Here is a 24,645-nt window from a genome sequence, read left to right as displayed (position 1 = left end):
TATAAGGATTATAGTCTTAGAGTTAAATAGGGATAAATAAGCTATTTATGCTAGGTATTTAGGGAATTCATCCCATAGGCACGATTTCCAGATTGGACCTTTTACCCCTAGTTTTCCATTTTTAAACACAAAGAGAGGGTGCAAGCTGCACCCTCTAAATATTTACTGCTTTATTTGAATTCCTTTTCGTCAAATAAATGCGGAACTTTCACCTTTTTCCCTTTTTTATGATTTGGATCAAGGTTTTTAGCTTCGATTTTAGCTTGATCATAGACGGCGGTGCCGACAATTTCAGCAACATCTTGAAGCTTTTCTTTTGAGATTTTATCAATGGTATCATCAGGAGTATGATACCAAGGCTCTGATGGACTATGGATGAATAAAGCAGCGGGAATCCCAGCCTCAGCAAAGGATACATGGTCACTTCTCCCGCCTTGTCCATATGGAGTCGGCTCGCCATTCAGTCTTGTACTTGATGCCTGGGCCAGCTCGGTTACAAGGTTCATTTCTCCATCATTAGTCAAAATGACCAAATCTCCGGCATCCCTGCTTCCCACCATATCGAGATTGAAGTTGGCAATGGTCCGCTTGATATCATCATCAGAAAGGTTGTTCACATAATGCTGTGAACCTAGCAATCCATTTTCCTCGGCTCCAAAGGTGACGAAGCGAATTTCCGTATCTGTAGGAAGATTCTTCAGAACACGCGCAAGTTCAAGGGTGACGGATGTTCCTGATGCATCATCATTCGCTCCGGGTGCTCCTGCTACGGAATCATGATGTCCAGTAATATAAATAATATCGCTCTTTTTTGCTTTATTGTTCTTTGTTGCTTTTTTCGTTGCCACTACATTATAAGAGGTTTTTTCTTCGGAATAAGCTCCTTCGATTTTTAATGATGCTGTCAATTTAACTCCGGCATTCAATTTTTCCAGCAGGGCTTCTCCATCCTTTTTGGTTATCGTGACAGATGGAATATACTTGTCATTATCCTCTCCGAGTGTCCCGTTTAATTCCCCATCTGCATTATTGAATAGGATGACTCCCGCTGCCCCTTTTTCTGCTGCATTCAATACTTTCTCTGCAAAAGTGAGGCTCCCTCTTTGTATAAGGGCAATCTTCCCTGAAACGTCGGTTTCCTCTAGCTCTTCTTTCGTTCCTAAACCGGCATATACAACTTCACCGGATAGGTCCCCATTAACTGAATAGGTTAAATGGCTCGCTTGGATTTCCCCATCAAATCCGGCAACGGACAGTTCGACCAGATTTGGGTCTGTATAAGATAAAAAATTGAACTCTTCGATATCGGCTTTATATCCATAAGATTTGAATTGCTTTTTGATGAATTGGACGGCTTTATACTCAGAATCCGTACCCGCCACCCGAGGTGTTTGTGAGAGGTATTCAATATTCTTGTAGATTTTATCGGCATCGATTTTTTTAATGACTTGCTTGTCCGTGGATGGTGCAGATAGCACCGGCGATGAATGTGGCGTTGCTAAAGCGGTGGTTGTCCCGGCTGTCCCGAGTGTCAATGCTGCGATTAAGGTTACCGATAAAAATTGTTTTTTCATAGATTGCCTCCCAGTTTAATAGATTCCCCCATAATTTTACAATACATAAAGAATACTAACTAGGTAGGTTTATCCCTATTCATACAGATCTAAAGTAACGAATTTACAAATTAAAGAAATTAACAGGAAATTTGACCTGCTCCAAAAGTTATCTATCATTCTATATTTTGTCATATTATATAAAAATACCTGGAATCCAAACAGGATTTTCGCTCTTTTTCGGGAAAATAATACAGAAGAGATAGAATTTTTACAGGGAGAAGGCGCAAAAATGTCGATAACTAAATTCGTGATGCCGGAAGTTATTTTTGGAAAAGGTTCGATTGAACAAGCTGGCGAGGCCTGCTTGCGGTTGGGTGCCAAAAAGGCGCTGATAGTCAGCGACTCCGGGGTTGCCAATGCTGGCTGGTTAGATAAAGTCATTAAATCCTGCCAAGATGCAGGCCTTGCTTTTGCTACCTTCATTGAAATGACGACCAATCCGAAGGACAGGGAGATCGAAGCCGGCTGTTTGGCATTTAAAGAACAAGAATGTGATGCCATCATCGGTTTGGGAGGAGGCAGTGCTTTGGATGTCGCCAAAGGGGTAGCCCTTTTAGTAACGAATGGCGGCATCATCAGTGATTATGAAGGTGTTGATAAAGTCCACTCACCCCTCCCACCCATGGTGATGATCATGACCACTGCAGGATCGGGTTCGGAAGTATCTCAGTTTTCTGTGATCGTCGATTCATTCCGCGAGAAAAAAATGACGATCATTTCAAAATCACTTGTCCCCGATATTGCAATAGTCGACCCTGGTACCTTAACCACCTTGGGACCAGATTTGACCGCAGCTACGGGAATGGATGTTTTAACCCACGCCATTGAATCCTATGTTTCAATCGCAGCGACGCCTTTGACAGATGTACAAGCCAAAAACGCGCTTTTCATCGTTTCCCGCCACTTACGCCCCTCTGTTGCATCCAGGCATAATGAGGAAGCAAAAAAAGCGATGGCAATGGCGAGCCTGCAGGCTGGACTGGCTTTTTCCAACGCCATTTTGGGAGCTGCCCATGCCATTTCACATGCCTTAGGCGGCAAATACCTCCTTCCGCATGGTGAAATCAATGCGATACTCCTTCCCCATGTCATGGATTTCAATCGAATTGCCTCACCAAGGCGATTCAGCGAGATTGCAGACATCATGGGCATCGATACACGGGCATTGACAGAGCAGCAAGCAGGAATGGCAGCCATACACTTCGTAAGGGAATTATCCCAGGATATTGGAGCTCCCAAGAGTTTAAGTGATGTCGGCATTACGCAAGAAATGATAGACCCCATAGGGATGACCGCTCTTGAGGATGCCTGCATGATCACAAATCCTCGTGATATGTCATTAGAACAGATTAATCAGCTGCTTCTTACAGCCCTTTAAGAGGTGAAAAGCATGAACAAACTTGAATTGATAGATTTAATGACAGGTGTGAAATCTTCAAAGAAAACGTATTACACGGAACTTAAGAAAACCGTGGATCAACTGAAGAAGAAGAATATGCAGCTTGAAATCATGAATGACATCACTAAAAATATGAATATGGACATCGACATCCAAGAGATTCTCCGAAATGTTATTTCAAAACTTAAGCAGCTCATTACATTCGATGACAGTCATTTTGTCATATTGTATGAGGAAGAACCTGCCCTGCTTCATATCTGCCCTAATGGTCACTGTGAACTTGAAATGGATGCCAAAAACTTGTTACACCCTTTTCAGGATTTCTCGTCCGCCTTGAAAGAAAAACAGCCGATTCAGGTGGAAGTTAAACAGTTACCGGACTTCCGAGAAAAGGAACGTCTATTATCCCTTGAGATCGAATCACTTCTATTGGTCCCTTTATACGGAAAAAGTAAAAAAATCGGAATTTGGACGTTTGGCAGGAAGAAAAAGAAAACATGGCATAAAGATGAACTCGAATTTCTTGAACAACTATCCAATCAGCTTGCGTTAACTTTGGAGAATGCCCAGCTTTATAAGGAAGTTCTTCATTCCAAACAGGAGTGGGAGGATACATTCAAGGCAGTTGAAGACATGATCATCGTCTTTGATCACAAAGGAGCGGTCTATCAATCCAATGATTCAGCCAGGGACTTTTCCGACCAGATTCCTTTAATTGAAAAATCCAAAAATCTGATTCAAGATACCTTTTCATTTAATAAGCCAGGGTTTCAGGAAATTCTCCTTCAGCATGATACCATCCTGGAAATGCATGCCTACCCGATTCAGAATAAGGAGCATCAAGTATATGGGGTCATTGCTTATTATAAAAATGTCACCGAAAGAAGACAGATGGAAGTCCAGCTATTACATGCCGGTAAACTTGGGGCGATTGGTGAAATGGCAGCTGGGATTGCCCATGAATTGAATAGCCCATTAACGGCCATTCTTGGTAACTCGCAAATTTTATTACGTAAAACCCCACAGGATAATCTGGATCATATGCTGTTAAACGATATTAAGATTTGCGGAGACCGATGCAGGCAAATAGTGAAAAGCCTGCTTACCTTTTCAAGGCAGGATGAGTATAGATTCCACTATTACTCTATTAACGAAGCCATTCACCAGGTTTTGAACCTTTTGAAGTTCCAACTTGGGAAGAAGCAAATCTCCCTCCATCTTACCCTTCAGGAAGACCTTCCTTTCATAAAGGGCAGCCAGCCGCAAATAGAACAGATCATCATCAACTTGCTATTGAATGCCAAGGACGCATTGGATGAGTCCGCCCAAACGGAAAAATCTATTGCGATCACTACCTACTCAGAAAACAAGTTCATGGTGGTTCGGGTGACTGATAACGGAACGGGGATAGAAAAAGAACGCCTGCCCTTCATTTTCCATCCCTTCCATACGACTAAAGACCGTGAAAAAGGTACCGGCTTGGGGCTGTCTGTAAGCCTTGGCATCGCCAAAGATCATGGTGGGAAGATCGACGTTTTGAGCACACCAGGACAAGGAAGCACTTTTTTCCTGAGGCTTCCCTTACAAGCAGAAGAAGAAAGGGGATGATAATGTGGTTCATTTACTTGTGGTAGACGATGAGAAAGAGGTTGGGACTTTTCTTTCCCGCCTTTTTACGATGAAAGGTTATCTCGTACAAGTTGTGAATAGCGGGAAGGATTTTCATGAGATCGATTGGAATCAGCAGCGTTTTGATGTCGCAATGATAGACCTGAAGCTTCCGGATTGTGATGGACTTTCCCTCCTGCAGCATCTAAAACAGATGCAGCCGCGTTGCAAGGTACTGATCATGACCGGATACAGCACCGTCAAGACCGCTGTTGATGCAATGAAACTTGGCGCGAGTGATTATATGGAAAAACCCTTTGTAGATATTGAAGTACTGGAAAGGCAGATTGACAACCTTTTGAATGAAAATGAAGATTTGAATCAGCATTTCATCCATAAACTTGCCGAGGATTCAGGACTCATTGTCGGCGAAAGTCCTTTAATGAAGAATTTGATTGAAATGGCTTTCAAGGTGGCTCAAAAATCCGTCAATGTATTAATCGAAGGAGAAACCGGAAGCGGTAAAGAAGTGCTTTCACGCTTCATTCACATTGCCAGCCCCCGAAACCATGAACCTTTTATCGGCATCAATTGTGGAGCGATCTCTGAATCCCTGCTTGAAAGCGAATTATTCGGTCATGAAAAGGGTGCTTTCACCGGAGCGACCCAGCTGCGAAAGGGTTTTTTCGAAATTGCCGGGAACGGGACGCTTTTTCTTGATGAAATTGCGGATGCGAGTCCCGCCATCCAAGTCAAATTGCTTCGAGTTTTGGAAACGCGGGAATTCATGCGGGTTGGCAGCAGCGGGACATTACGGACGAACGCCCGGTTAGTGGCGGCCTCCAATGAAAACCTGCAGCAGGCAGTGGACAAAAATAAATTCCGGGAAGACCTATTTTACCGGCTGAACGTCGTGACTCTCGATATCCCGCCTTTAAGGAACCGAAAAGAGGATATTCCCTTGCTTGTCCGTCACTTGATTGAGAGGAATGGCCATGGAGATATCTCTTTTTCCAATGAAGCCATTGAAAAATTACAGCAATACAACTGGCCAGGCAACATACGCGAACTATCTAATGTGGTCATGCGCACACTAACTCTCGCAGACCATAAGTCGGTAATATCCGCCAATGATATCTCTCTGTCTAACAGCCAGATCACCCCTGACAAAAACGTGTCCACTAATGAGACTCAGTCAACTGAAAACCTTCTTGAAGAATGGCGAAAAAGGCTAGTGGCTGACTTTAATGAGAAGGATGAACTGATGCTTGAAGAAGTACTTACGGAAATCAAACAGCTTCAATCGACAATTGGAAAGGAGCTCGTCATGCAGGCACTGCAAAAAACCTACGGCAACCGGAATGAAGCAGCCAAACGCTTGCAGATATCCATAAGGAAATTACGTTATATATTAAATGAGAAGAACCAGACATAATAAAAAGGAGGATGCCCCGTTCCAGGGCTTCCTCCCTCTGTTCCTATTCTAGCGTCAATACGATGCGTCCGTTGATTTCCCCCTTTTCCATCATTGAAAACACATCATTTATTTCATCAAGTTTCCTCGTCTCTATATTCGTTCTGACTTTACCCTCAGCCGCAAATTGAACAGCTTCCTGTAAATCTTTTCTCGTGCCGACGATTGACCCTTTTACAGTTACCCCATTTAGTACTGTATCAAAAATCGGGATTGGAAGTTCATCATTCGGCAATCCGACTACGACAAGTGTCCCGCCCCTCTTGACTGAACTGTAAGCCTGTTCGAAAGCTTTTTTCGTAACCGCTACAGAAATGGATGCCTGCACACCGCCAACCTTATCCTTTATAGCCTGTACAGGATCGGTCTTCAGTCCATTAACCGTGTAATCCGCCCCAAGTTCCGTTGCCAGATCAAGCTTATCATCTTGAATATCGACAGCAATCACATTAAAGCCCATCGCTTTTGCGTATTGCAGAGCAACATGTCCCAATCCGCCAATTCCATAAACAGCTACCCAATCACCAGGTTTTGCTTCCGATACTTTAAGAGCTTTATAGGTCGTTACACCTGCACAGAAAATTGGTGAAACCTCCGCAAAGTCAAGCCCTTCAGGAACCTTTACCACATATTTGGCAGGTGCTTTACAATATTCCGCATACCCGCCGTCCACGGAATATCCTGCATTCAATTGATCCAAGCAAAGCGTTTCCCTTCCGGTCAGACAATATTCACAATCGCCACAGGCCGAATAAAGCCATGGGATCCCAACACGGTCACCTACTTTCAAGGAAGTTACGCCTTCTGCCACCTTTTCTATAATGCCTACACCCTCATGTCCGGGGATAAGCGGAAGCTTGGGTTTTACCGGCCAATCACCATGTACCGCATGTAAATCGGTATGACACACGCCACAGGCTTTAATTTTCACTAATATCTCACCATATTCCAATTCTGGGATGGGTACTTCTTTGATCTCAAGTTTTTGGTTAAATTCATTGACGACCGCTGCTTTCATTGTCTTGACCTGTTGTTTTGCATTTACAGTGCTTGCCCCTTGTTTTACATTCATGATTCATTTTCCTCCCTTAATCTAGTGGATATTATTTCTTACTACTACTTAAACAAAATGCAAGTGCCATGCCACTGCAAAAAGGCCAAGACGACAGCGTTCACTTAAAAAAAGTGCCGAAAAATCGGCCCATTTAGACGAATTAACGGCTCAAGTTGGACGAAATCCGGTTTGTATATTGCAGAAAAAATAGCTCACCCTATAAATAGGAGGTGTCCAAAACATGGACCAATTTGAAAAAGCCTATGAATCATATAAACAGCAGGGAACACCGCAAGCAAACCAACTTGATGCAGCAGGAAAAGAAGAAATCATCGCCGTAAGGAAAAATGAGGAGGACAATATTATCGCCATCAAGACGAACTCCGGCCGCGAACTCGACTACCCCACTGCCCTTTCAGAAGCCAAAGCAGGCATCCTGGCAAATGTTGACGTCTTTCATAAATATGGACGTGACATATTGCGGAGTGAGCCCGATGGAATAAAAGAAAATAACCTGGACCAACTGCCGGAGTTTTGAGGGGGAGACTGCCTGATATGGGCAGTTTTTTCTGTTTGGATGCGTTAAAAAAGAACCAGCATGATTAGCCGGATCTTATTTTTCATACTGATAAGATTCAGAGATTTCGAGCAGTCGGCCACAGGACTCGACAACCTCGATGATTTCCATCCATGACATGTCCAGACCCAATTCATTAGCATGGGAAATCTTATCCCGTAACTTCCGGATGGCATTCGCATCCTTCTTCCCTTTACTTTTCGAAGGGATTTGGAAGAAGCGCCTCAAATCTCTATCTTTATGTATGATATCGAATTTATCACTGATTTGCAGGCACTCTATTATATTGATATCCTCGTTTTTATCGATTCTCCTTCTATATAATTCGGTTGCCTTTTCTAAACGGTCTTCGCTGATCATTGGATACCAGCTGCCATCGCCGAATCTATCCTGGATGATATCGCTCATCCTCATTTCCAATAAAGTAATGTATCCGAATATCAGCATCCTGATCGGAGGCTTTTGAAGGTCGGCATGGGTAATCAACTTTTTAATCGAATTATTCTCTAATACGAACACCCTTGTTTTATTCTTGAAAATCTGGAGAAGCTGGATCAAAGGGGTTGAATCCGAAACCATTTCCCTTGGTGAAAAGTTTCTCAAATATTCAGAGATGCTTCCTTCACCGAGTTCCTCCCTTTCGATATACCCGATGATTTCCCCCTGATCTTGCACTGCCAATATATCAAAATTCTTTTTTTCCAATGCTTTATGGATATCCACCGCCAGATCGTTTTTATGGCAAAACTCAAGCTCCTGGGCAATGCTCTTAACCGTTATATTCTCTTCATAAAGAGTTTTAAGACTAAGATAGCTGTTATTGCTTTTTCTTTTGCTTTCATTTAACATCTTTCAACCTCCGCTCAGGAACACTTTCTGCCCGATTTTCCGCTTAAATCATAGAAAATGTATGCGGTCGCCACTAAAATAAAGTCCACCATAGTGGACTCAATTCCATTCATGTGGATTTTTTGAAACCATCAAAGGCCATCAACTGCATTGCCTACCGCCGTTTCCTCATTCCCTTTCTCTTCCCAACCTTTGCAAACATCCACCCAATCCTCCGCGCCTGAATATTCAAACAACTCAGCGAGTTTAAGTTCTATTGCAGAGTTCGCACTGCCGCATGCCGGGAACAATGACTCAAAGCGTTTCATCGATACATCAAGAAAAACAGCTAGATCATTTGCCAGACCAAACGGGCAAACTCCTCCGATCGCATGGCCGGTCTGTGCAAGCACTTCTTCAGGTGAAAGCATTCGTGCCTTGAAACCGAACGTCTGACGAAATTTCTTATTATCCACTTTCGCGTCCCCTGCGGCAACAACCAAAATGGCTTTTTCACCTTCCCCCTTAAAGGAAAGAGTCTTAGCAATCCGCGCTGGGATAACACCGATGGTTTCCGCTGCTTCAATCACCGTAGCACTCGATGTTTCGAACTCCATTACATCGCCTTCCCGATCCCATTGTTTAAAATGGCTTTTGACACTCTCGATCGACATACTATATTCACTCCTTTGAAGTACATATTGAAATAATATCATCCTTCATTGCAATAAATCAAAATCCAATTGAGCTACTTCCCGTGCTTGGAAACTTATAAATTAAAACCATTCTTTACAAATTGACGAAATAAGCTTACATGGGATACTATTAAACATCGGGCAAACGCCTAAACGTGGTTCGTAACCATCCCACGATAAAAAACTAGGGAGAGAGTAAAATGAATGTTCGTACACTCGTGATAAGCGGGTTATTGGCTGCCTTGTATGTGGCGGTCTCATTGGTGTTCCAACCAATATCATTTCAGATGTTCCAATTTCGTGTACCGGAAATATTGAATCATCTGATTGTATTCAATAAAAAGTATATCTACGGTATCGTCGGCGGAGTCTTCATATCGAATCTGCTATTTTCGCCGATGGTGCCATATGACTTGATTTTCGGGGTGGGGCAATCTCTGCTCGCCTTATTGCTTGTCATTTTTGTTTCTCGGTTCATAAAAGGCATTAAAGGACGGATGATCGCCACGATTATCTTTTTCACTTTCACAATGTTTTTAATTGCAATTGAACTGAACCTTGCCCTGGGGTTCCCATTCTGGTTAAGCTGGATGACCACGGCTGTCGGTGAATTCGTTGTCCTCTTGATTGGAGCGCCAATCATTTATGGAATGAACAAAAGAATTCAGTTTGAAAAGTGGCTTTAATGGAATCTTCTCGTCGCGAACCCACTATAATGAAAAGAGCTGTCTGCATGATGCGGCAGCTCTTTTTTTTCACCAATGAACTCGAAAATGATAAACTACTAGTAAGAATGGTGGTGGCCCTTTGAAAAAAGTCCTGACCATAATCGGTCTATTGGTAATTGCAATATTTATTTTTTCTAATGCAGAGTTATTCACTTTGGTTTGGAAAAGTGATCTAGATTCTGTTATTGGCATTTTGAAGGAAAACCTTTTGCTTACATTTATTGTGACATTCGTATTAATGTTTGTACAAAATTCTTTTACAATCATTCCCTTGATTTTGCTCCTGACTATCAATGTCACGATATTCGGATTCATATATGGATATCTATGGAGTTGGTTTACAAGCGTTGTTGCCTCAGGTTTCATTTTTTATGCAGCAAGAAACTGGTTTCAGGAGTTTCTCTTAAAGAAGATTGGCGAAAAGTGGCAAGAATCTGTTGTGGAGCATGGCTTCATGTACGTTTTTACAGGCAGGATTTTCCCTCTGATCCCAACAAGCTTAATTAACTTGGTAGCTGGAGTCAGCACCGTCACTTTCAAGGATTTTTTATTAGCGACGTCACTTGGCAACCTTATATACTTTTTCTTCCTTTCGCTCATTCCATATGGACTGCTATCTGTTGAAATGAACCAATATACGCTAGCAGCACTCGCACTCTTCTTCTTACTATTTTTCATTATCTATAAGCGTGCAAAAAAGAAAAAGAAACAAACCTTCTTCAGAAAAAACAGGTGACCACTTTGGCCCCTGTTTTTTATTTAGGATTCTGCATATATTTTTTTCCGATAGTTTGTTAAAATGTGTATGTAATTTTACCTTAGAAATGTCTTAAAATCAGGGAGAATCTCCATGTCCAAACGCTCCATCTTAGCAATATATATCCTATCCGGGATTCTTACACTAGTCGTGTTCGACTATTTTTTAACTACAAATATCCAAAACAAAGAGGTCTTCATTCAACTTCAAAGAGCGGAAGGATTTGTTTTCCTTTTATCAATAGGCTTGGTTTTATTTCTTTATTTAGCTAAAAGGGAAGAATTCAAGCAATTAAAAGAAGCGGAACAACGTCGGCGTACACTCATCAATTCAATGGTCGATTTCGTTAACTTCAAGGATGGTGATGGCCGTTGGCTTGAATCCAATACCTTCGGCCTTCAATTATTTCAATTGGAGCATGTAGACTATAAGGGAAAAAGAGACAGTGAGCTCGCAGAATACTCCGAATTTTATAAAGAGTCGTTGATTTACTGTGAAGTTTCCGATGAAGAAACGTGGGTAAAAGGGGAAATCACAAGGTGTGAGGAAATCGTCCCTCTTCCCGATGGCAATCACAAGACCTTTGATACGATCAAAGTTCCCCTGTTCAATGAGGATGGTTCACGAAAAGGCTTAGTAGTCATCGGCAGGGATATTTCTGAAAGAGTAGTCGCGGAGAATCAATTATTCGATAGTGAACAACGCTATAAATCATTGTTTGAACACAACCCTTATCCGATGCTGATGCTTGATTTAAACGGAATGATCACGACCGTAAATCCAAGGTTTGAAACGGTAACAGGCTTTCAACAAGAAGAAATACATGGAGCCTCATTCATTAATTTGAACTTCTCAGCAGAAGACGCGGAATTGATCCGTACATCTTGCCAATATGTCATGGAAAACCAAAAGGGGATAAAAAAAGGGAAAGATATAGAATTCCTGACGAAGTACGGGAAGTCCATCTTACTTTCTTGTTCGTTTGTCCCGATGATGGTTGGGGAGGATTTAGTCGGAATCATTACTTATGCTAAAGAAGTCACTCAAATTCGGGAAACCGAAGCACGCTTAAGAAGAACTGAAAAATTATCGATAGTCGGCGAACTTGCCGCAAGTGTGGCCCACGAGGTACGAAACCCTCTGACTTCTTTAAAAGGTTTCGTCCAGCTGCTTAAAAAGAACGACCATCCCTATGAACAATACTACACGATCATGTTAAGTGAATTGGACCGGATCAATCTTATAGTAAGCGAGTTACTCGTTCTGGCAAAACCACAGGAACTTCCATTCAGCAAACATCAAATCATCGACCTGATGAATGATGTCAAAACCTTGTTGAAACCAGAGGCGGACTCGTACCCCACCCAAATATCAATATCTGTTAAAAACGAAATACCGCTTCTATTATGTGAGGGAAACCAATTAAAACAAGTATTCATAAACATGCTCAAGAATTCAATGGAGGCATCCGCCGATCACATTTGGATTGATTTCGAACGCATCGACAATAACCTTTCCATTACCATCAAAGATAATGGAAGCGGAATTGAAAAAAACCGGATAAAGCATCTTGGCGAGCCTTTCTATTCTTCTAAAGAAAAAGGAACCGGATTAGGACTGACAGTCAGTTGCCGAATCATCGAGGCGCATCGGGGAAAGGTCCGCTTTAACAGCGAACTAAACCAAGGAACCGAGGTCCAAATCATTTTGCCCATAAAAATATAAACCTGAGGACAAGCCTAAACCTTGTCCTTTTTTTGCAGGATTCAGACCCATCCCTATTTAATCAGGGAGGTGAAGAAACCCTTTATATTCCCAAAGAATGACCCTGTCTCAACAGGTTGTTTGCGATTAACCTGGCCTCCAGTATTATTGGATGCATCGCTCCCCGACTTGCCGGCTGTACTCATTTGCGTTGCCTCAACTTCCACCTCTTTTGTTTTGACATCATCCACGGTTTCTTCCTCATCCATTTCCACATCCATATCCTTTTCGAAAACAAGGACGTAAGTACGGCGCTCCCCATCCTTTGAAACGGTAACGGAAATGGCCGTTTTCGCTTTATCCTTGATTTTCACTTTTTTACTGCTCTCACCGTCATATTCAATCGTTGCTCCGCTGGCATTTGTCGTTGCATTCATTTCGACTGAAGAAATATCATTATCGACCTCGATATGATAGGTATGCTCATTAGATTCAAAAGATTTGTTCCATACTCCTGATGATACAGTCAGATTGTTCAACACTGGTGCATTATTGCCCTCAACTCCTAAGGAATCTGCTGACGTTACCTTCTCTATAGAATCCGTTTTCGCCATTTGTGTTGAAATGCTTTCAAGTTGCTTTGCTTTCGGTACTTGGCTGACACCACTGCTTGGGTTTAGATTATTGGTGGATTCCGTTGATGTTACAGATGATTTATTCCCCTTATCCGTGGATTCCGTTGGTGTTACAGATGATTTATTCCCCTTATCGATGAATTCCGTTGGTGTTACAGATGATTTATTCCCCTTATCGGTGGAAGGTTGAGTTTTACTCGTTCCTGTTGAGAGCTCCTGTTGAACTTCACCCTCTTTAGGTGCAGTATTCGATTCTTCTTTTTCCTTGGCTGCCGCCCGTGTAATCGTAAGCGTATATGTTTTTTCATCTCCATTTTCTGCTGTAACGATAATCTTCACCGTTGTCTTACCGATTGGAAGGGTAACCTTTACACCTGCACCGGTTGCATCCTTTCCATTCACCTTTACAATTGCGGTACTGTCACTCAATGTCGGAGTTACTGTAATGGACTGGACTTCATTTTCAACAGAAGCATTATAAGCTGTCACTTTAGAATCGAATGTTAATGAGCCTTTTGATAATCCAATCGATGTTAAAAGATTATTATCACTTTCAATTTTTTCGACCTTGAGAGTATAGGCAACCGTTTCATTTTGCCCATCGCTGACGGTGATTTCAAATGTATTCATGCCAGTTTGAAGCGGTAAGTCCTTCACCTTCCCCTCTGTCATTTTGACACCATTCACGTATATAGCTGCATTCTCGTTAGGACTTGCTGCAAGTAAGTTGATCTTTTCCACATCATTCCCCACTGCCGAGCTATAGTCGTGTACATCTTCTGAAAATTTTTGATCCAGTGCTATACCCTCTATTTCTAGCCTTGAAAGACTATTTACCGTTTGTTCCTCTTTTTGAATGACGGAAGTGCCTTCCGCAGCCCCTGCCACGGGCATATAAGTGGATGTTCCCATCCCCACAAGGGAACCAACCAAGATCACCTTCACACTTTTTTCTTTTAATCCCTTCTTTAGCAAAGCCTATCCCTCCTATAATTCCTGCAAACATGATAGGGTCAGGTTATCAAAGGAACCTTAATTATTTCTTAATGGAGTTTATACCAACAGGATGCCTATTAATGTTTTGCAAAGCGGAATTCCAAACCAATATTTATGGCTATAATGGAGGAAGGAAGGTAAATCTAAACTTATTGTTATACTTTTCTAGCGAACCTTTCAAACTGCCTTTAGATAACTAATTTATTTTCACTGTTTTTTCACATTTTCCTTTTATAATGAGCTTACATGATTTGATGAAAGGGTGATGGCACACCAAGATGAAAAAATATTTATGGCTGGTAGTCAGCCTATTCAGTTTGCTTTTATACCCGGCAATGGCTTTTGGTCATGCTACGGTAATAAGCTCTAATCCTAGCCCGAATGAAGCGATGGATACTCTTCCTGAAAAGATCAGCATTCAATTCAGCGAGAATATTCAACCATCTTTCCATTCGCTTGAGGTATTCAGCCAAGGTGGGGACAAAATTCAAATTCAAGACAGTACAATCTCGGAACAAAGTGAAAAAGTACTGGAAGCTAAGTGGAAGGGCACTATCGACGAAGGGATTTATTACATTAAATGGAGAGTGGTTTCAAGTGATGGACATCCCATTGAAGGAACAATTCCCTTTCAATTCGGAGATTCAGAGGGCCTTTCAGACCAAGAAAATCCCGAAGTGAATGCAAGTTTTCCGAATTCCATCAATGTTATCCTTCAAAGTCTTCAATACATATGCTTCGCTGCACTTACTGGAATCCTTTTTTTCAGATTATCGTTAATGAAGGATTCTCGACTTTTTGAAGCAAGCAGAAGAACACGTCTATACCTTTGGCTTTCATATGCAGGTTTAGCATTTTCCATCTTCTTTAATCTGCCTTTAAAAGTTACGATTGACGCTGGCGTGGGTTGGGCAGATGCATTTAAATTGAGTTATATAAAAGAAGTATTGAATGCTACAAACTTTGGAACGGTCTGGATCATAGAAGTTCTAATATTGCTGCTTCTATTTTTAGTGATTTATTTCATGCTCGAGAACTCCCTGAATAAATCATTGCCTATCTTTTCCTTCATCATAATAGCCAGCTTAATGATTTGTAAGGCTTTAACTGGACATACAGCAGCTGTTCCTAATCAGGTTCTGGCCGTTTTGATGGATTTCCTTCATTTGTTGTCCATGGCTTTATGGCTCGGCGGCCTTATGGCCTTATTGGTGATTTTACCTGGGCTTGCTGATCGGCAGGCAGTCCAAGAAGATAAGAAAACATTTTACTGGTCAATCATTCAAAGGTTTTCCAGATGGGCATTTCTGTTTGTAATCATACTGATTGTTAGCGGGATATATAGCAGTTTACAGCATGTTCCGACTATCCATTCATTGTTCAACACAACATATGGACAATTGTTACTGGCGAAAATCGGTCTCATGTTAGTCATGATCGTTTTAGGAGGCTTTCATTTTCTCAGAGGGAAAAAGCAAACGAAAAGACTTGGTTATAGTGTGGGAATGGAGTTTGGTTTAGGGATCGTCATACTTCTCATTGCAGCTCTATTGACAAATGTCCAAACTGCCATGTCTTCTCCCGGGCCCATTGAAAAGACGTTACGGACTGAAGAAAATAATGAGGTTACATTAATGGTGACTCCCAATGAAGTCGGAGATAACGTGATTCAAGTAAATCTCTCCAATGAAGGCAAGCCCATTGCTGAAATAGAGCAGCTTACAATCACTATGCAGCCGTTAGATACGCCACGCGGTGAAATAAAACTGCAAATGAAGGAGAAAAACACAGGTACATTTACATCAAAGTCATTATTAACCATGCCAGGAAAGTGGAATATCCATGTTCACGGATTAACTGAAAGCCTGGATTCAATTAATGCTGATTTTATCATTTTCATAGGGAATTCATAACAGGAGGTTTATACTAATGAAAAATATTTCAAAACTACTTATTTTCACATTTGCTGCATTATTCATTTTTTCCGGTTCAGCATATGCTCACGTTACAGTCAAGCCTAGTTCATCTGCACCTGAGGCGTGGGAAACTTATACACTCAAAGTACCAGTAGAGAAAGAAACTGCCACTACAAAGGTGACTTTAAAAGTACCTGAAGAGGTTACTTTTGAAAGCTATCAGCCTGTACCAGGGTGGAAAGTAACAACAGAAGGTGACAAAGATGGGCATGTAAAAACGGTAACTTGGGCAGCAACTGATGAAGGAATAGCTGCTGGACAATTCCAGCAATTCTCTTTTGTAGCACAAAACCCTAAAGAAGAAACGAAAGTTGCCTGGGATGCATTTCAATATTACGAAGATGGTGAAATTGTTGAATGGAGCGGTGATGAAGGCTCAGACCTACCGCATTCTGTAACGGAGATTACAGTTGCGCCCAAGGCTGATGCAGAACCAGCGGACCATGGTCACAAAGATGAGGCTGAAACTAATGATTCCACGGCAACTGACAATTCAAAGGATTCAGCAACAACAGAAGGTGATGGCAATCAAACGCTGATCATCACTCTGGCTGTCATTTCACTAATTCTGTCCATTGTAGCGCTTTTTGCAGCTCTAAGGAAAACTAAAAAATAATCATTATGGAAGGTGCCCCCAAAATTCTTGAGGCACCTTTTTTCTCTTCTAATATTCCATGACCACCGATTTACTCGGTAACTTAAGGTTTTCTGATTCTATGGTAATCTTAATCGATTTTTCAGCTCTTTGGTCCGCTATCGTTAAGTTAAGCAATCCATTTCCCTGTGCTTTTTTGCTTATTCCCAGATCTTCCGTACTTTTCACCAGTTGTGCATATAATTCCGCTTCAGTTAAATTGCGGTCAAATTCCTTTTCAGCAATCACTTTCAAGAGGGCTGCTGCACCGCTTACATGAGGCGTAGCCATTGACGTTCCGCTCAACCTGGCATATTTATTTCCTGGATACGTAGAAAGAATATCGACACCTGGCGCCACCAAGTCAATTTCATCATTTGTATTCGAAAAATCCGCTAAATTTCTGCTTAAATCCACAGCTCCGACTTCCACTACCTCGGGATATGCTCCTGGATAATCCAATTCATCCGTTTCATGACGCCCATCACCACTATTTCCAGCTGCGCAAACAACAAGGATATCGTTCTGAAGGGCTTTTTGAATGAGTTTGTGTTCAGCCTCATCTGGAGGACCGCCAAGTGAAAGTGAAATAACCGAAACCTTTTCTTCATTAGGTCCCCGCCAATTGATTGCATACTCAAGAGCTCCATTAATCCAATCTATATCACCTTGCCCTTGGCCATTTAGGGCCTTTAACGCTAATATGCTCGCTTTCGGAGCCACTCCCACTACACCAGCATTATTGACGGCAGCCACAATCGTACCGCTAACATGTGTCCCATGTCCATTATCATCTTGATAATCCCCGGTATTGGTAAAATCCTTCCCACCAATGATTCTTTCTTTGAGGTCTGGATGTCCCTTGTCAATGCCTGTATCGATGACGGCAACTACCACGCCCTCACCATAATTGCTTTTCTCCCAAATTGCCGGGGCTTTCACAAGCTCGACACCTTCAGGAATCTTCTCTTTCACCGTTTCCATTACTTCGAGAACTTTGTAAGGTATTAATCTTTTTTCTCTTGTCATTTGATTACCCCTTCCTTCGTTCAATAAGTTAAACTGCCATCAGTGTGGGGATATTCATCCCGTCTGGTTGCCGTCTACCGTTGAAAGAGATGAGATCAAAAAACTCTTCTCTCTTATATATACCAGATTTATGAAAATAAAAAAGAAGTTTTTGGAAAATTCCGTCTAAATAACTACTTTTTATTTCTTTTTGTGTTATTATCTGGTACTCTTATTATAGAACAAACGTTCGTTAAATGCCATATTTTTTTATTCATTACTCAATTTTTTTCCCAAAAAAAAAAGCGACCCCGAATCGAGTCAGCTTCCATGAGATGTTAAGCTGCGCCGCAGCATTTTTTATATTTTTTCCCGCTTCCGCATGGGCATGGTTCGTTTCTGCCAATGACCGGTTCTGTATGAACATGCGGCATTTTAGCTGCCTTTGCACTTTCCATGATGATTTGCGTGCCTTTTTCCTTCATTTGCTGATACCGCTGTTTAAATAACTCCATTACATCTTTGCTGTATTTTAACGTATCTTCCGCAATATCCATCGCCTTTTGCTTGGAAATATTATAATCCTCCAGGACAAATTGATTATCCCTGAAAGAAACCCTCACTCCAAAATGCTGTCCTGCCTGTTTATTGCCTTTAAGCTCCTCAACGAATTCAAGGTATACTTCCTGGCAATCACAAGTCTGGTGCATGCAATAATAATCATATATCCAATACGTTTTATCTTCATACTTACTCTTTAAAGCAATTCCATCCTCCACGCCAAAAACATCCAAATATTTTATCGCTTTTCCATCAAGTATCTCAAATGGATCAATCGTTCTCATCTATAGACACATCCTAATTCATCAAAATTTATTCTTCCTCTGTATTGTACAACCTAATTCATCAATCGTCACTTGAAACGAAGCCTGACGAATCCAAATCCCTTTTATTAAAATCAGATTTAAGGAAGTCTTATTGAAGGCAAAAAAAGCTGCATCAGTGTGTTTACACTGATGCAGCTGCCCCTCAACCCTTCATCCGATCCAAGTGGTCAATTCATCAATCGGTGTTTTCTTAGCAGGTTTTGGCTCCATATCAGGATAACCCAAGTATATGAAAGCCAATACTTCTCCTTTTGAGGATAAATTGAAAAATTCACGGACCTTTTCATGATAAGTTATTTTTCCCGTTCTCCATACTGCTCCCAGACCTAGGGAATGTGCTGCAAGAAGCATGTTTTGAATGGCACTGTTCACCGCCGCATATTCTTCTGCCACGAGGACATTATTCTTATCACTAGGCTCTATGCCCACTGCGATGATGACTGGAGCCCTTAATGGATTCTTTTTTTGCCTTTCGAGCTTGCTGATTAAACTTTCAGGGGTATCATCAGCATTTTCAATTCTTGTGATTTCTTCGAACACCTCTCCAAGTTTATTTCTTCCTTCTCCTGTCAATACAAAAAAGCGCCAAGGCTCCGTTCGATGGTGATTAGGTGCATACGTTCCAGCTTCAATGATTTGCTCGATCATTTCCTTAGGTACCGGATCTTGCTTAACGATTCCAATGCTTCTTCTCGTTTTTATAGCCTCGATAGTTTCCATGTTATCTCCCCTTATCCTTTTATCTCTAATAGTTTCTGTTTCAGTTCATTTTCCATTGAAGCCAATTCCTGTTCGGCTTGTCGGCGTTTATGCCTTCCTTCTTCTTGAATCCTCATGGTTTCCTCAAGTGTGGAAATCAAGTTGGCTTGGGTATTCTTTAATGTTTCGATATCGACAAGTCCGCGCTCATTTTCTTTTGCCGTTTCAATGGTATTCGTTTTCAGCATCTCAGAGTTCTTCAATAACAAGTCATTTGTAGTCTTGGAAACCTGCTTTTGTGCTTCTACAGCATGCCTTTGCCTGATTAAGGTCAATGCAATCGCAACCTGATTTTTCCAAAGGGGGATGGCTGTCATGATCGAAGATTGTATTTTCTCGACTAGCGCCTGATTCGTGTTTTGGATCAGCCTGATTTGCGGTGCGCTTTGAATCGTGATTTCGCGACTCAATTTCAAATCATGAAGCCTTTTATCCAACCGTTCAGCAAATTGCAGCATATCATTGACTTCTTGAAACTTCATTTGATCATTGCTTGATTCAGCGGACTTCCTTAGCTCCGGAATCGTTTTCCCATGGATTTCTTCGAGTTTAATTTCCCCGGCTGCAATATAGACATTCAATGCCTGGAAGTAATCCTTATTCGTTTCATATAGCTTTTCAAGGATTACGATATCCGATAGCAGGATATTCTTGCTCCGATCGAGTTTCACACTGATTCGATCAATTTGGGCACCAGTTTTTTGATATTTGGATAGCACTTCCTGTACAGATCCCGAGAGCTTCCCGAACATACGCGCAAAGAAAGAGGGCTTATCCGGTTTTAGCTCATCCGGGCTCAGCTCGTTTAACTTTTTCATTAAATCATTGATAATGCTGCCCACTTCACCCACATCTTTTTTCTGGACATGCTCAAGCATGGAATTAGAAAAGGTCAGAAGCTTTGATTGGGCGGGTGTACCATAGGATATCATCGCCTGATGATTCGTTGGGTCGATTTGTTCGGCAAGCTGATATGCCTTTGCCCTGTTCTCTTCAGGAATGACATCAATCAGCTTAACCGGTTTCGCTTCCTGGGAAGATACTTTCTCCAGCTCCTGCACCCCATCAAATGGATTGGCTAAAAGATCATCGATCAAACTGGCATTATTCGTTTTATTCAACAGGTTTGGATCATTGTTATTCATTTTAACCTCCTGCTTTCATCAATTACTTGTGACTCTTTTCTAGTTTTAATGGATTGCTTAGCAACATCCAATTCGAAGTTAAGGTGATCGATATCATCGGCAATCACTTTATATAAATCCTTTTCTATCGTATTAGTGAGTTCCTTTAAAGTTTTGCGAGTCTCTGTTAAGGAAAGTTCGAGTTCCCTATTCTTTTTTGGCTGCTGTGCTAAAAAAACATATTTCTCCGCAAGCTCCATGGCGGAATCCAGATGCGAGTAATAAAATTGTTCCGCCTGGTAAAATCGCTTCGGTTCTTTCTTTGTCAGACTATATATTTTTCTGATCATTTTAATCATATCCTTCCTCTGTTTAAAAGAAGAGATATGCCTGACCGAGATTAATGCTTTTTGAACCCGCCATATCTTGGATTTTGCTTCAATTAAATTTTTCTTTATATATTGATATTCTTTTCTCGTCAATTCATGTTTTTTGAGGTATCTTGATGAAAAATATACGGAACTTAGCCAGTATGAAAGCGCCCCTCCTGCTAAAGAAATGACAACGGATAGGGCAAACGGTTGATTCAATGCAAAATAGCTAATCAGCCAAACCGGCAAAACCATTGGAAATGCAATCAATATCGGAACAAAATCAGCAAGAAATCGATTCATAATCATTACACTCCTGACTTACACTCTTTTCTATATATACGGATTATCCCATGGATTGGTTTCAAGATGGATTAAAAGAATTTCTCCTATCCTAAACGATATAGGAACCGGATGGTTTCTGCAAATTTATTGAAATTTTTTCTGTAAATTAACTCTTCTCCCCATTCGTATGGGCTAACGCCTAGTCACTTCATCGGAACTTACATAAGTTATAACGTATCCATCCTGATTTTAAAAAAGGAGAGTTGACCATGAATTCATACGGATTTTACCCTATTCCACAACAAAATGGAAATCACCAGTACTTTGAGCCTAATTATAACCCATATTTCCAACAGCCCGAACGATTTGATTACATGCCACAGCAAGATTGGAACCTTCAACAGGTACAAGAAAATCCATATAGCCAGGTGCCCGACCAATTCGATGTTGAAAGGCAGCCTCAACAACTTGAAAGAAGAGTCCGGGAACTTGAGCGTCAAAACGAGCGTCAATCAAGGGAACTCACTCGGCTGAACCAAGAAATTACAAGGATAAATCGAGAAGTGAACCGTGTAAACCAGGAAATAACCAGACTGAGTCAAAATGATCAACGTCAAACGAATAGGCTGAATCGACTAAATCAAAGACTTCGTGCCGTTGAACGAAACCTTAACATCCCCTTCACCGCAACAGATGATGGTTTTTAAAGAAATAGCAGGAGCTCCTTATGGGCTCCCGCTTTTTTACTTTCTCCATGCTTTTATCGAAGGCTCTGTTAGTCAGCCAGTACATGAGGTTTAATCAAACGATTGATTAAATCTTTAAATTAAAATGATTAATCAATTAAGTAGTTATAATTATTGATGCGTTGGTTAAAAAGAAAATAGGAGTCAGCCATTCCCGCGGAATCCTTTAAATCATTTAACAGAAGATTCCATAATGAAAAAACAAAAAAAGAACGGGAGTATTCTTGCACTCTCGTTCTTTCTCTTTTACAGCATTATCCGTTTCAACTTTTCGTTTCTAGATTCCTGTTCCTCCTGGGTAGACAAGTCATACTTCTTCAATAGATGAAAAAGTTCATTCAATGTTTCTTGCGAATTCCCTTTTTCAAGATATCGATCTAATGTTTGACTCAATTCGGTTGGTAAAAATGCCTTTTGACTCTCAAATTTCAGCCTGACATCTTGTTGCGAATGATTAAGATTGCATGCACCCATTTAAAATTCACCTCTTACTTGATTCTACCATCGTATTATGGACATTACCTTGTCAATTCTTCCTCTTGCTTATAGTAGTCCTCTACCTTAATGAACTCTGGTGAGGTATGTGTGGCCATAATGCCATGATAACTAATATCCAACCCAAGTTCTTCTTCTTCTTCAGTGGATCTTATAGGCAGCCAAACATTTATAACTTTAAAAACGAGCCATGTTACTGAAAAGCCCCAAATGCATAACACCACTAATCCTAACGTTTGAACTCCGAGCAAATGCCATCCCCCACCTGCAAACAATCCGTTTTCAGTGGAAAAAAGCCCGACCGCTATCGTACCCCACATTCCTGATGCCGCATGAACGGGAAAGGCACCAACCGGATCATCGATTTTTCGGGCTTCCAACCAATTGGTCGCAGCTAACATCAACATTCCAGAAACCGCTCCAATCAGTAATGCTGCCAGATCACTAACGAATGCACAGCCAGCTGTAATCCCGACAAGACCTGCAAGTGAGCCATTGATGACGGAAGGTGCATCCGAGCGTCCATATCTAAATAGTGTATAAAGCAAGGTCACCGCTCCCCCTGATGCTGCTGAGAGCATCGTGACAATGGCAATATGGCCAATGCGTACATCTGTAGCCTGCAAGGTACTTCCTGCATTGAACCCAAACCAGCCAAACCATAAAAGGAATGCCCCGACAGATGCCAGTGGGAGATTACTCGGCAGCGAAATGGAGCTAGTCCCCCGTGAAGTGAATTTACCTGCTCTCGGACCGATTACAATGGCAGCCGCAAGTGCAGAAAAACCGCCTAGTGCATGAATGACTGCAGACCCTGCGAAGTCCTGCATGCCTAACCCGCTTAACCAGCCAGCCCCCCATACCCAGTGACCGGCAATCGGATAGATGAATGCCGTCATCATTACGACAAAAATAAGATAAGCCCGAAAATTGATCCTTTCCGCAACCGCTCCCGAAACTATCGAAATAACGGCGATGACGAATGCCCCTTGAAATAACCAAAATGCATCCATGGAAATCGTAAGATCGATGTGCGACAAATCGCCTTTCAGCAGAAAGCCACTTGCGCCAATGGTTCCAAATACATCGGTTCCATACATTAAGCCAAAACCAACGACGAAATAGCAAAGCGTTCCGATCGTAATATCAGCAAAAACCTTCATGATGATATTCACATTATTCTTCGTACGGACGAACCCCGCCTCCAATAAAGCAAACCCGCCCTCCATTAATAGAATCATGGCTGCTGTCAGAACCACCCAAACCGTATCCAATCCAGCGTTTAACGTTTCTAGAGTCATCTTGGTGTTCCCTCCGCTTTCTGCCAGTCCATTATTTCTTTAATGATGTCCGATGGTAAATTCATTTCCCGTTTTTCCGTTTCAGCTTCGAGTAAACCAATCACCTGATTTAAAAAAGCAACCTTCTGTTTTATCATCTCAATTTTTTTATATCTATCCTTAACATTCACCAAATGCTCAACGGCCTGGTGATGACTTGGGGCACGCCCTGTAAAAAAACGTTTAAATGGTGATAGGGATTGATACCAAGCTTCCTCAGCTCTTCGTTTTTGCTCATATTTATGTATTTTACCTTTTATCGATTCAATTTCCGACTCCTGTTTGCTTTTATAAAATAGCAGGCCTTTTAACACTTCTTCAGTTGAAATTTCAAAAACAACTCTACTATACAAATCGTCCCGAATATAAATGTCATATCACCTCACGTAATCACGTTATGTTTCCTGTAATTATATTAAGAATTCTGAATTCAGTCAATAATTAAACAATAAAACAATTTGCGTATCAAATAGGTGGAAAATGATATTAACTACACTTCTGCCTGTTCCCTTTCCATTAATCAAACGTTTGATTAATTCAATCCTAGAGAAATTTGGAAGGTATAGATAATCATTTTTTCCTTACTCTAATAAGGCAGTTACAAACTAAGGAGGTTCATACATGACAGTAATAAACGATGTCAAAACAACTATAGCAGGGCTAAAAAGCGCTCAAGCGAGCTTTGAAACCTTCGCTCTTTCCACAGATAATGAGCAAGCCAAACAGCTATACCAACAAGCTGCCCAACAAACACAAACAATCGTGGACAGCATCACGCCTCGCATTGAAGAGATTCAAAACGAGGAACCTCAATATAAACAATAATCATTCATATAAAAAGGTTGGTTAAAGCAACCAGCCTTTTTTATATCTTTAATCCATAAGGAGAATGAAGCCTTCCATTCTTTTTTCTTTAATAAAGGACGGGGCTTGAATATACCATAAGGTT

Annotated in this window: 24 protein-coding genes and 1 riboswitch; of the genes, 11 read left to right on the top strand and 13 right to left on the bottom strand. The window is 41.3% G+C overall.

The genetic code is table 11. From position 1 onward, the window contains the following. Positions 1-170: 170 nt before the first annotated feature. Positions 171-1,574 (bottom strand): M28 family peptidase, encoded by a 1,404-nt coding sequence (locus MKY17_RS02475; protein ID WP_339201289.1) that lies wholly within the window; start codon positions 1,572-1,574, stop codon positions 171-173. Positions 1,575-1,845: 271 nt separating this feature from the next. Here MKY17_RS02475 and MKY17_RS02470 point away from each other — a divergent pair, with 271 nt between their 5' ends. The 3 genes from MKY17_RS02470 to MKY17_RS02460 are packed head-to-tail and all read left to right on the top strand — an operon-like array spanning position 1,846 to position 6,058. After that, positions 1,846-2,994 (top strand): iron-containing alcohol dehydrogenase, encoded by a 1,149-nt coding sequence (locus tag MKY17_RS02470; protein WP_098370634.1) that lies wholly within the window; start codon positions 1,846-1,848, stop codon positions 2,992-2,994. A gap of 12 nt (positions 2,995-3,006) precedes the next feature. Next, complete coding sequence (locus MKY17_RS02465) at positions 3,007-4,623, top strand: sensor histidine kinase (protein ID WP_141992730.1); 1,617 nt, start codon at positions 3,007-3,009, stop codon at positions 4,621-4,623. A 4-nt stretch (positions 4,624-4,627) separates the two neighbouring features. Beyond that, positions 4,628-6,058 (top strand): sigma-54 dependent transcriptional regulator, encoded by a 1,431-nt coding sequence (locus MKY17_RS02460; RefSeq protein WP_339201288.1) that lies wholly within the window; start codon positions 4,628-4,630, stop codon positions 6,056-6,058. A gap of 43 nt (positions 6,059-6,101) precedes the next feature. On the opposite strand, the gene adhP is transcribed toward MKY17_RS02460, so the two are convergent. Next, entirely contained in the window at positions 6,102-7,115 is a 1,014-nt protein-coding gene (gene adhP / locus MKY17_RS02455; RefSeq protein ID WP_063235775.1) for an alcohol dehydrogenase AdhP, read from the bottom strand. A gap of 277 nt (positions 7,116-7,392) precedes the next feature. On the opposite strand from adhP, the gene MKY17_RS02450 reads away from it, so the two are divergent. Then, positions 7,393-7,689, top strand: coding sequence for a DUF3892 domain-containing protein (locus MKY17_RS02450; protein ID WP_098370398.1), 297 nt, complete (start codon positions 7,393-7,395; stop codon positions 7,687-7,689). A gap of 75 nt (positions 7,690-7,764) precedes the next feature. Here MKY17_RS02450 and MKY17_RS02445 read toward each other — a convergent pair whose 3' ends face one another. Continuing rightward, a complete protein-coding gene (locus MKY17_RS02445) occupies positions 7,765-8,577 on the bottom strand; it encodes a hypothetical protein (RefSeq protein ID WP_339201286.1) in 813 nt (270 codons plus the stop codon). Positions 8,578-8,708: 131 nt separating this feature from the next. Then, positions 8,709-9,230: a YbaK/EbsC family protein gene (locus tag MKY17_RS02440; protein WP_098370396.1), complete on the bottom strand. Its 522-nt coding sequence runs from the start codon at positions 9,228-9,230 to the stop codon at positions 8,709-8,711. A gap of 170 nt (positions 9,231-9,400) precedes the next feature. Further along, a riboswitch (PreQ1 riboswitch) is annotated at positions 9,401-9,445 on the top strand. Between the two features lie 6 nt (positions 9,446-9,451). Here MKY17_RS02440 and MKY17_RS02435 point away from each other — a divergent pair. From MKY17_RS02435 to MKY17_RS02425, 3 genes are all read left to right on the top strand, one after another. Beyond that, positions 9,452-9,937, top strand: coding sequence for a QueT transporter family protein (locus tag MKY17_RS02435; RefSeq protein WP_076372803.1), 486 nt, complete (start codon positions 9,452-9,454; stop codon positions 9,935-9,937). A 121-nt stretch (positions 9,938-10,058) separates the two neighbouring features. Next, on the top strand, positions 10,059-10,715 hold the full coding sequence (locus tag MKY17_RS02430) for a VTT domain-containing protein (protein ID WP_098370395.1): 657 nt from the start codon (positions 10,059-10,061) through the stop codon (positions 10,713-10,715). 114 nt (positions 10,716-10,829) lie between these two features. Next, positions 10,830-12,461 carry a PAS domain-containing sensor histidine kinase gene (locus MKY17_RS02425; protein ID WP_098370394.1) on the top strand — a complete coding sequence of 544 codons (1,632 nt, stop codon included), beginning with the start codon at positions 10,830-10,832 and terminating at the stop codon, positions 12,459-12,461. Between the two features lie 53 nt (positions 12,462-12,514). Here MKY17_RS02425 and MKY17_RS02420 read toward each other — a convergent pair whose 3' ends face one another. Beyond that, positions 12,515-14,050 (bottom strand): cadherin-like beta sandwich domain-containing protein, encoded by a 1,536-nt coding sequence (locus MKY17_RS02420; protein ID WP_098370393.1) that lies wholly within the window; start codon positions 14,048-14,050, stop codon positions 12,515-12,517. 299 nt (positions 14,051-14,349) lie between these two features. On the opposite strand from MKY17_RS02420, the gene MKY17_RS02415 reads away from it, so the two are divergent. Both MKY17_RS02415 and MKY17_RS02410 read left to right on the top strand, forming a co-directional pair. Then, the gene (locus tag MKY17_RS02415; RefSeq protein WP_098370392.1) at positions 14,350-15,984 is read left to right on the top strand and encodes a copper resistance protein CopC; all 1,635 of its coding nucleotides are present in this window, start codon (positions 14,350-14,352) and stop codon (positions 15,982-15,984) included. Positions 15,985-16,000: 16 nt separating this feature from the next. Continuing rightward, positions 16,001-16,663: a DUF1775 domain-containing protein gene (locus MKY17_RS02410; RefSeq protein ID WP_098370391.1), complete on the top strand. Its 663-nt coding sequence runs from the start codon at positions 16,001-16,003 to the stop codon at positions 16,661-16,663. 48 nt (positions 16,664-16,711) lie between these two features. Here the strand turns inward: MKY17_RS02410 and MKY17_RS02405 are convergent, their stop codons facing one another. The 5 genes from MKY17_RS02405 to MKY17_RS02385 form a co-directional block, all read right to left on the bottom strand. Continuing rightward, positions 16,712-17,710 carry a S8 family peptidase gene (locus tag MKY17_RS02405; RefSeq protein ID WP_098370390.1) on the bottom strand — a complete coding sequence of 333 codons (999 nt, stop codon included), beginning with the start codon at positions 17,708-17,710 and terminating at the stop codon, positions 16,712-16,714. Between the two features lie 317 nt (positions 17,711-18,027). Beyond that, complete coding sequence (locus MKY17_RS02400) at positions 18,028-18,534, bottom strand: SEC-C metal-binding domain-containing protein (RefSeq protein WP_098370389.1); 507 nt, start codon at positions 18,532-18,534, stop codon at positions 18,028-18,030. Between the two features lie 192 nt (positions 18,535-18,726). Beyond that, positions 18,727-19,296: a nitroreductase gene (locus MKY17_RS02395; protein ID WP_098370388.1), complete on the bottom strand. Its 570-nt coding sequence runs from the start codon at positions 19,294-19,296 to the stop codon at positions 18,727-18,729. 11 nt (positions 19,297-19,307) lie between these two features. Continuing rightward, a complete protein-coding gene (locus tag MKY17_RS02390) occupies positions 19,308-20,480 on the bottom strand; it encodes a toxic anion resistance protein (RefSeq protein WP_098370387.1) in 1,173 nt (390 codons plus the stop codon). After that, entirely contained in the window at positions 20,477-21,133 is a 657-nt protein-coding gene (locus MKY17_RS02385) for a 5-bromo-4-chloroindolyl phosphate hydrolysis family protein (RefSeq protein WP_098370386.1), read from the bottom strand. Before MKY17_RS02385 ends, MKY17_RS02390 begins: the two co-directional genes overlap by 4 nt. A 251-nt stretch (positions 21,134-21,384) precedes the next feature. Between MKY17_RS02385 and MKY17_RS02380 the strand changes: the two genes are divergently transcribed. Continuing rightward, on the top strand, positions 21,385-21,822 hold the full coding sequence (locus tag MKY17_RS02380; RefSeq protein ID WP_098370385.1) for a hypothetical protein: 438 nt from the start codon (positions 21,385-21,387) through the stop codon (positions 21,820-21,822). 285 nt (positions 21,823-22,107) lie between these two features. On the opposite strand, the gene MKY17_RS02375 is transcribed toward MKY17_RS02380, so the two are convergent. Genes MKY17_RS02375 through MKY17_RS02365 form a run of 3 tightly spaced genes read right to left on the bottom strand, consistent with a single transcriptional unit; the run spans position 22,108 to position 24,049 of the window. After that, complete coding sequence (locus tag MKY17_RS02375) at positions 22,108-22,335, bottom strand: group-specific protein (RefSeq protein ID WP_076372781.1); 228 nt, start codon at positions 22,333-22,335, stop codon at positions 22,108-22,110. Between the two features lie 44 nt (positions 22,336-22,379). Next, a complete protein-coding gene (locus MKY17_RS02370; RefSeq protein ID WP_098370384.1) occupies positions 22,380-23,657 on the bottom strand; it encodes an ammonium transporter in 1,278 nt (425 codons plus the stop codon). Next, positions 23,654-24,049, bottom strand: a complete 396-nt coding sequence (locus MKY17_RS02365) for a hypothetical protein (protein WP_098370383.1) — start codon at positions 24,047-24,049, stop codon at positions 23,654-23,656. The genes MKY17_RS02370 and MKY17_RS02365 overlap by 4 nt, the downstream gene beginning before the upstream one ends. Before the next feature lie 268 nt (positions 24,050-24,317). Here MKY17_RS02365 and MKY17_RS02360 point away from each other — a divergent pair, with 268 nt between their 5' ends. Next, entirely contained in the window at positions 24,318-24,521 is a 204-nt protein-coding gene (locus MKY17_RS02360; protein ID WP_057278507.1) for a DUF1657 domain-containing protein, read from the top strand. Positions 24,522-24,645 lie beyond the last annotated feature (124 nt).

Source organism: Peribacillus sp. FSL P2-0133 (genome assembly GCF_037975445.1).
GTDB classification, from domain to species: Bacteria; Bacillota; Bacilli; order Bacillales; family DSM-1321; genus Peribacillus; species Peribacillus simplex_E.
Note: the sequence above shows the minus strand (reverse complement) of the source record. Positions and strands in the feature narration are given on the sequence as shown.

Coding starts and splice junctions, on each gene's coding strand:
- MKY17_RS02475 (WP_339201289.1), bottom strand. CDS start 1,574: ATGAAAAAACAATTTTTATCGGTAACCTTAATCGCAGCATTGACACTC.
- MKY17_RS02470 (WP_098370634.1), top strand. CDS start 1,846: ATGTCGATAACTAAATTCGTGATGCCGGAAGTTATTTTTGGAAAAGGT.
- MKY17_RS02465 (WP_141992730.1), top strand. CDS start 3,007: ATGAACAAACTTGAATTGATAGATTTAATGACAGGTGTGAAATCTTCA.
- adhP (WP_063235775.1), bottom strand. CDS start 7,115: ATGAAAGCAGCGGTCGTCAATGAATTTAACCAAAAACTTGAGATCAAA.
- MKY17_RS02450 (WP_098370398.1), top strand. CDS start 7,393: ATGGACCAATTTGAAAAAGCCTATGAATCATATAAACAGCAGGGAACA.
- MKY17_RS02445 (WP_339201286.1), bottom strand. CDS start 8,577: ATGTTAAATGAAAGCAAAAGAAAAAGCAATAACAGCTATCTTAGTCTT.
- MKY17_RS02440 (WP_098370396.1), bottom strand. CDS start 9,230: ATGTCGATCGAGAGTGTCAAAAGCCATTTTAAACAATGGGATCGGGAA.
- MKY17_RS02435 (WP_076372803.1), top strand. CDS start 9,452: ATGAATGTTCGTACACTCGTGATAAGCGGGTTATTGGCTGCCTTGTAT.
- MKY17_RS02425 (WP_098370394.1), top strand. CDS start 10,830: ATGTCCAAACGCTCCATCTTAGCAATATATATCCTATCCGGGATTCTT.
- MKY17_RS02415 (WP_098370392.1), top strand. CDS start 14,350: ATGAAAAAATATTTATGGCTGGTAGTCAGCCTATTCAGTTTGCTTTTA.
- MKY17_RS02410 (WP_098370391.1), top strand. CDS start 16,001: ATGAAAAATATTTCAAAACTACTTATTTTCACATTTGCTGCATTATTC.
- MKY17_RS02405 (WP_098370390.1), bottom strand. CDS start 17,710: ATGACAAGAGAAAAAAGATTAATACCTTACAAAGTTCTCGAAGTAATG.
- MKY17_RS02400 (WP_098370389.1), bottom strand. CDS start 18,534: ATGAGAACGATTGATCCATTTGAGATACTTGATGGAAAAGCGATAAAA.
- MKY17_RS02395 (WP_098370388.1), bottom strand. CDS start 19,296: ATGGAAACTATCGAGGCTATAAAAACGAGAAGAAGCATTGGAATCGTT.
- MKY17_RS02390 (WP_098370387.1), bottom strand. CDS start 20,480: ATGAATAACAATGATCCAAACCTGTTGAATAAAACGAATAATGCCAGT.
- MKY17_RS02385 (WP_098370386.1), bottom strand. CDS start 21,133: ATGAATCGATTTCTTGCTGATTTTGTTCCGATATTGATTGCATTTCCA.
- MKY17_RS02380 (WP_098370385.1), top strand. CDS start 21,385: ATGAATTCATACGGATTTTACCCTATTCCACAACAAAATGGAAATCAC.
- MKY17_RS02375 (WP_076372781.1), bottom strand. CDS start 22,335: ATGGGTGCATGCAATCTTAATCATTCGCAACAAGATGTCAGGCTGAAA.
- MKY17_RS02370 (WP_098370384.1), bottom strand. CDS start 23,657: ATGACTCTAGAAACGTTAAACGCTGGATTGGATACGGTTTGGGTGGTT.
- MKY17_RS02360 (WP_057278507.1), top strand. CDS start 24,318: ATGACAGTAATAAACGATGTCAAAACAACTATAGCAGGGCTAAAAAGC.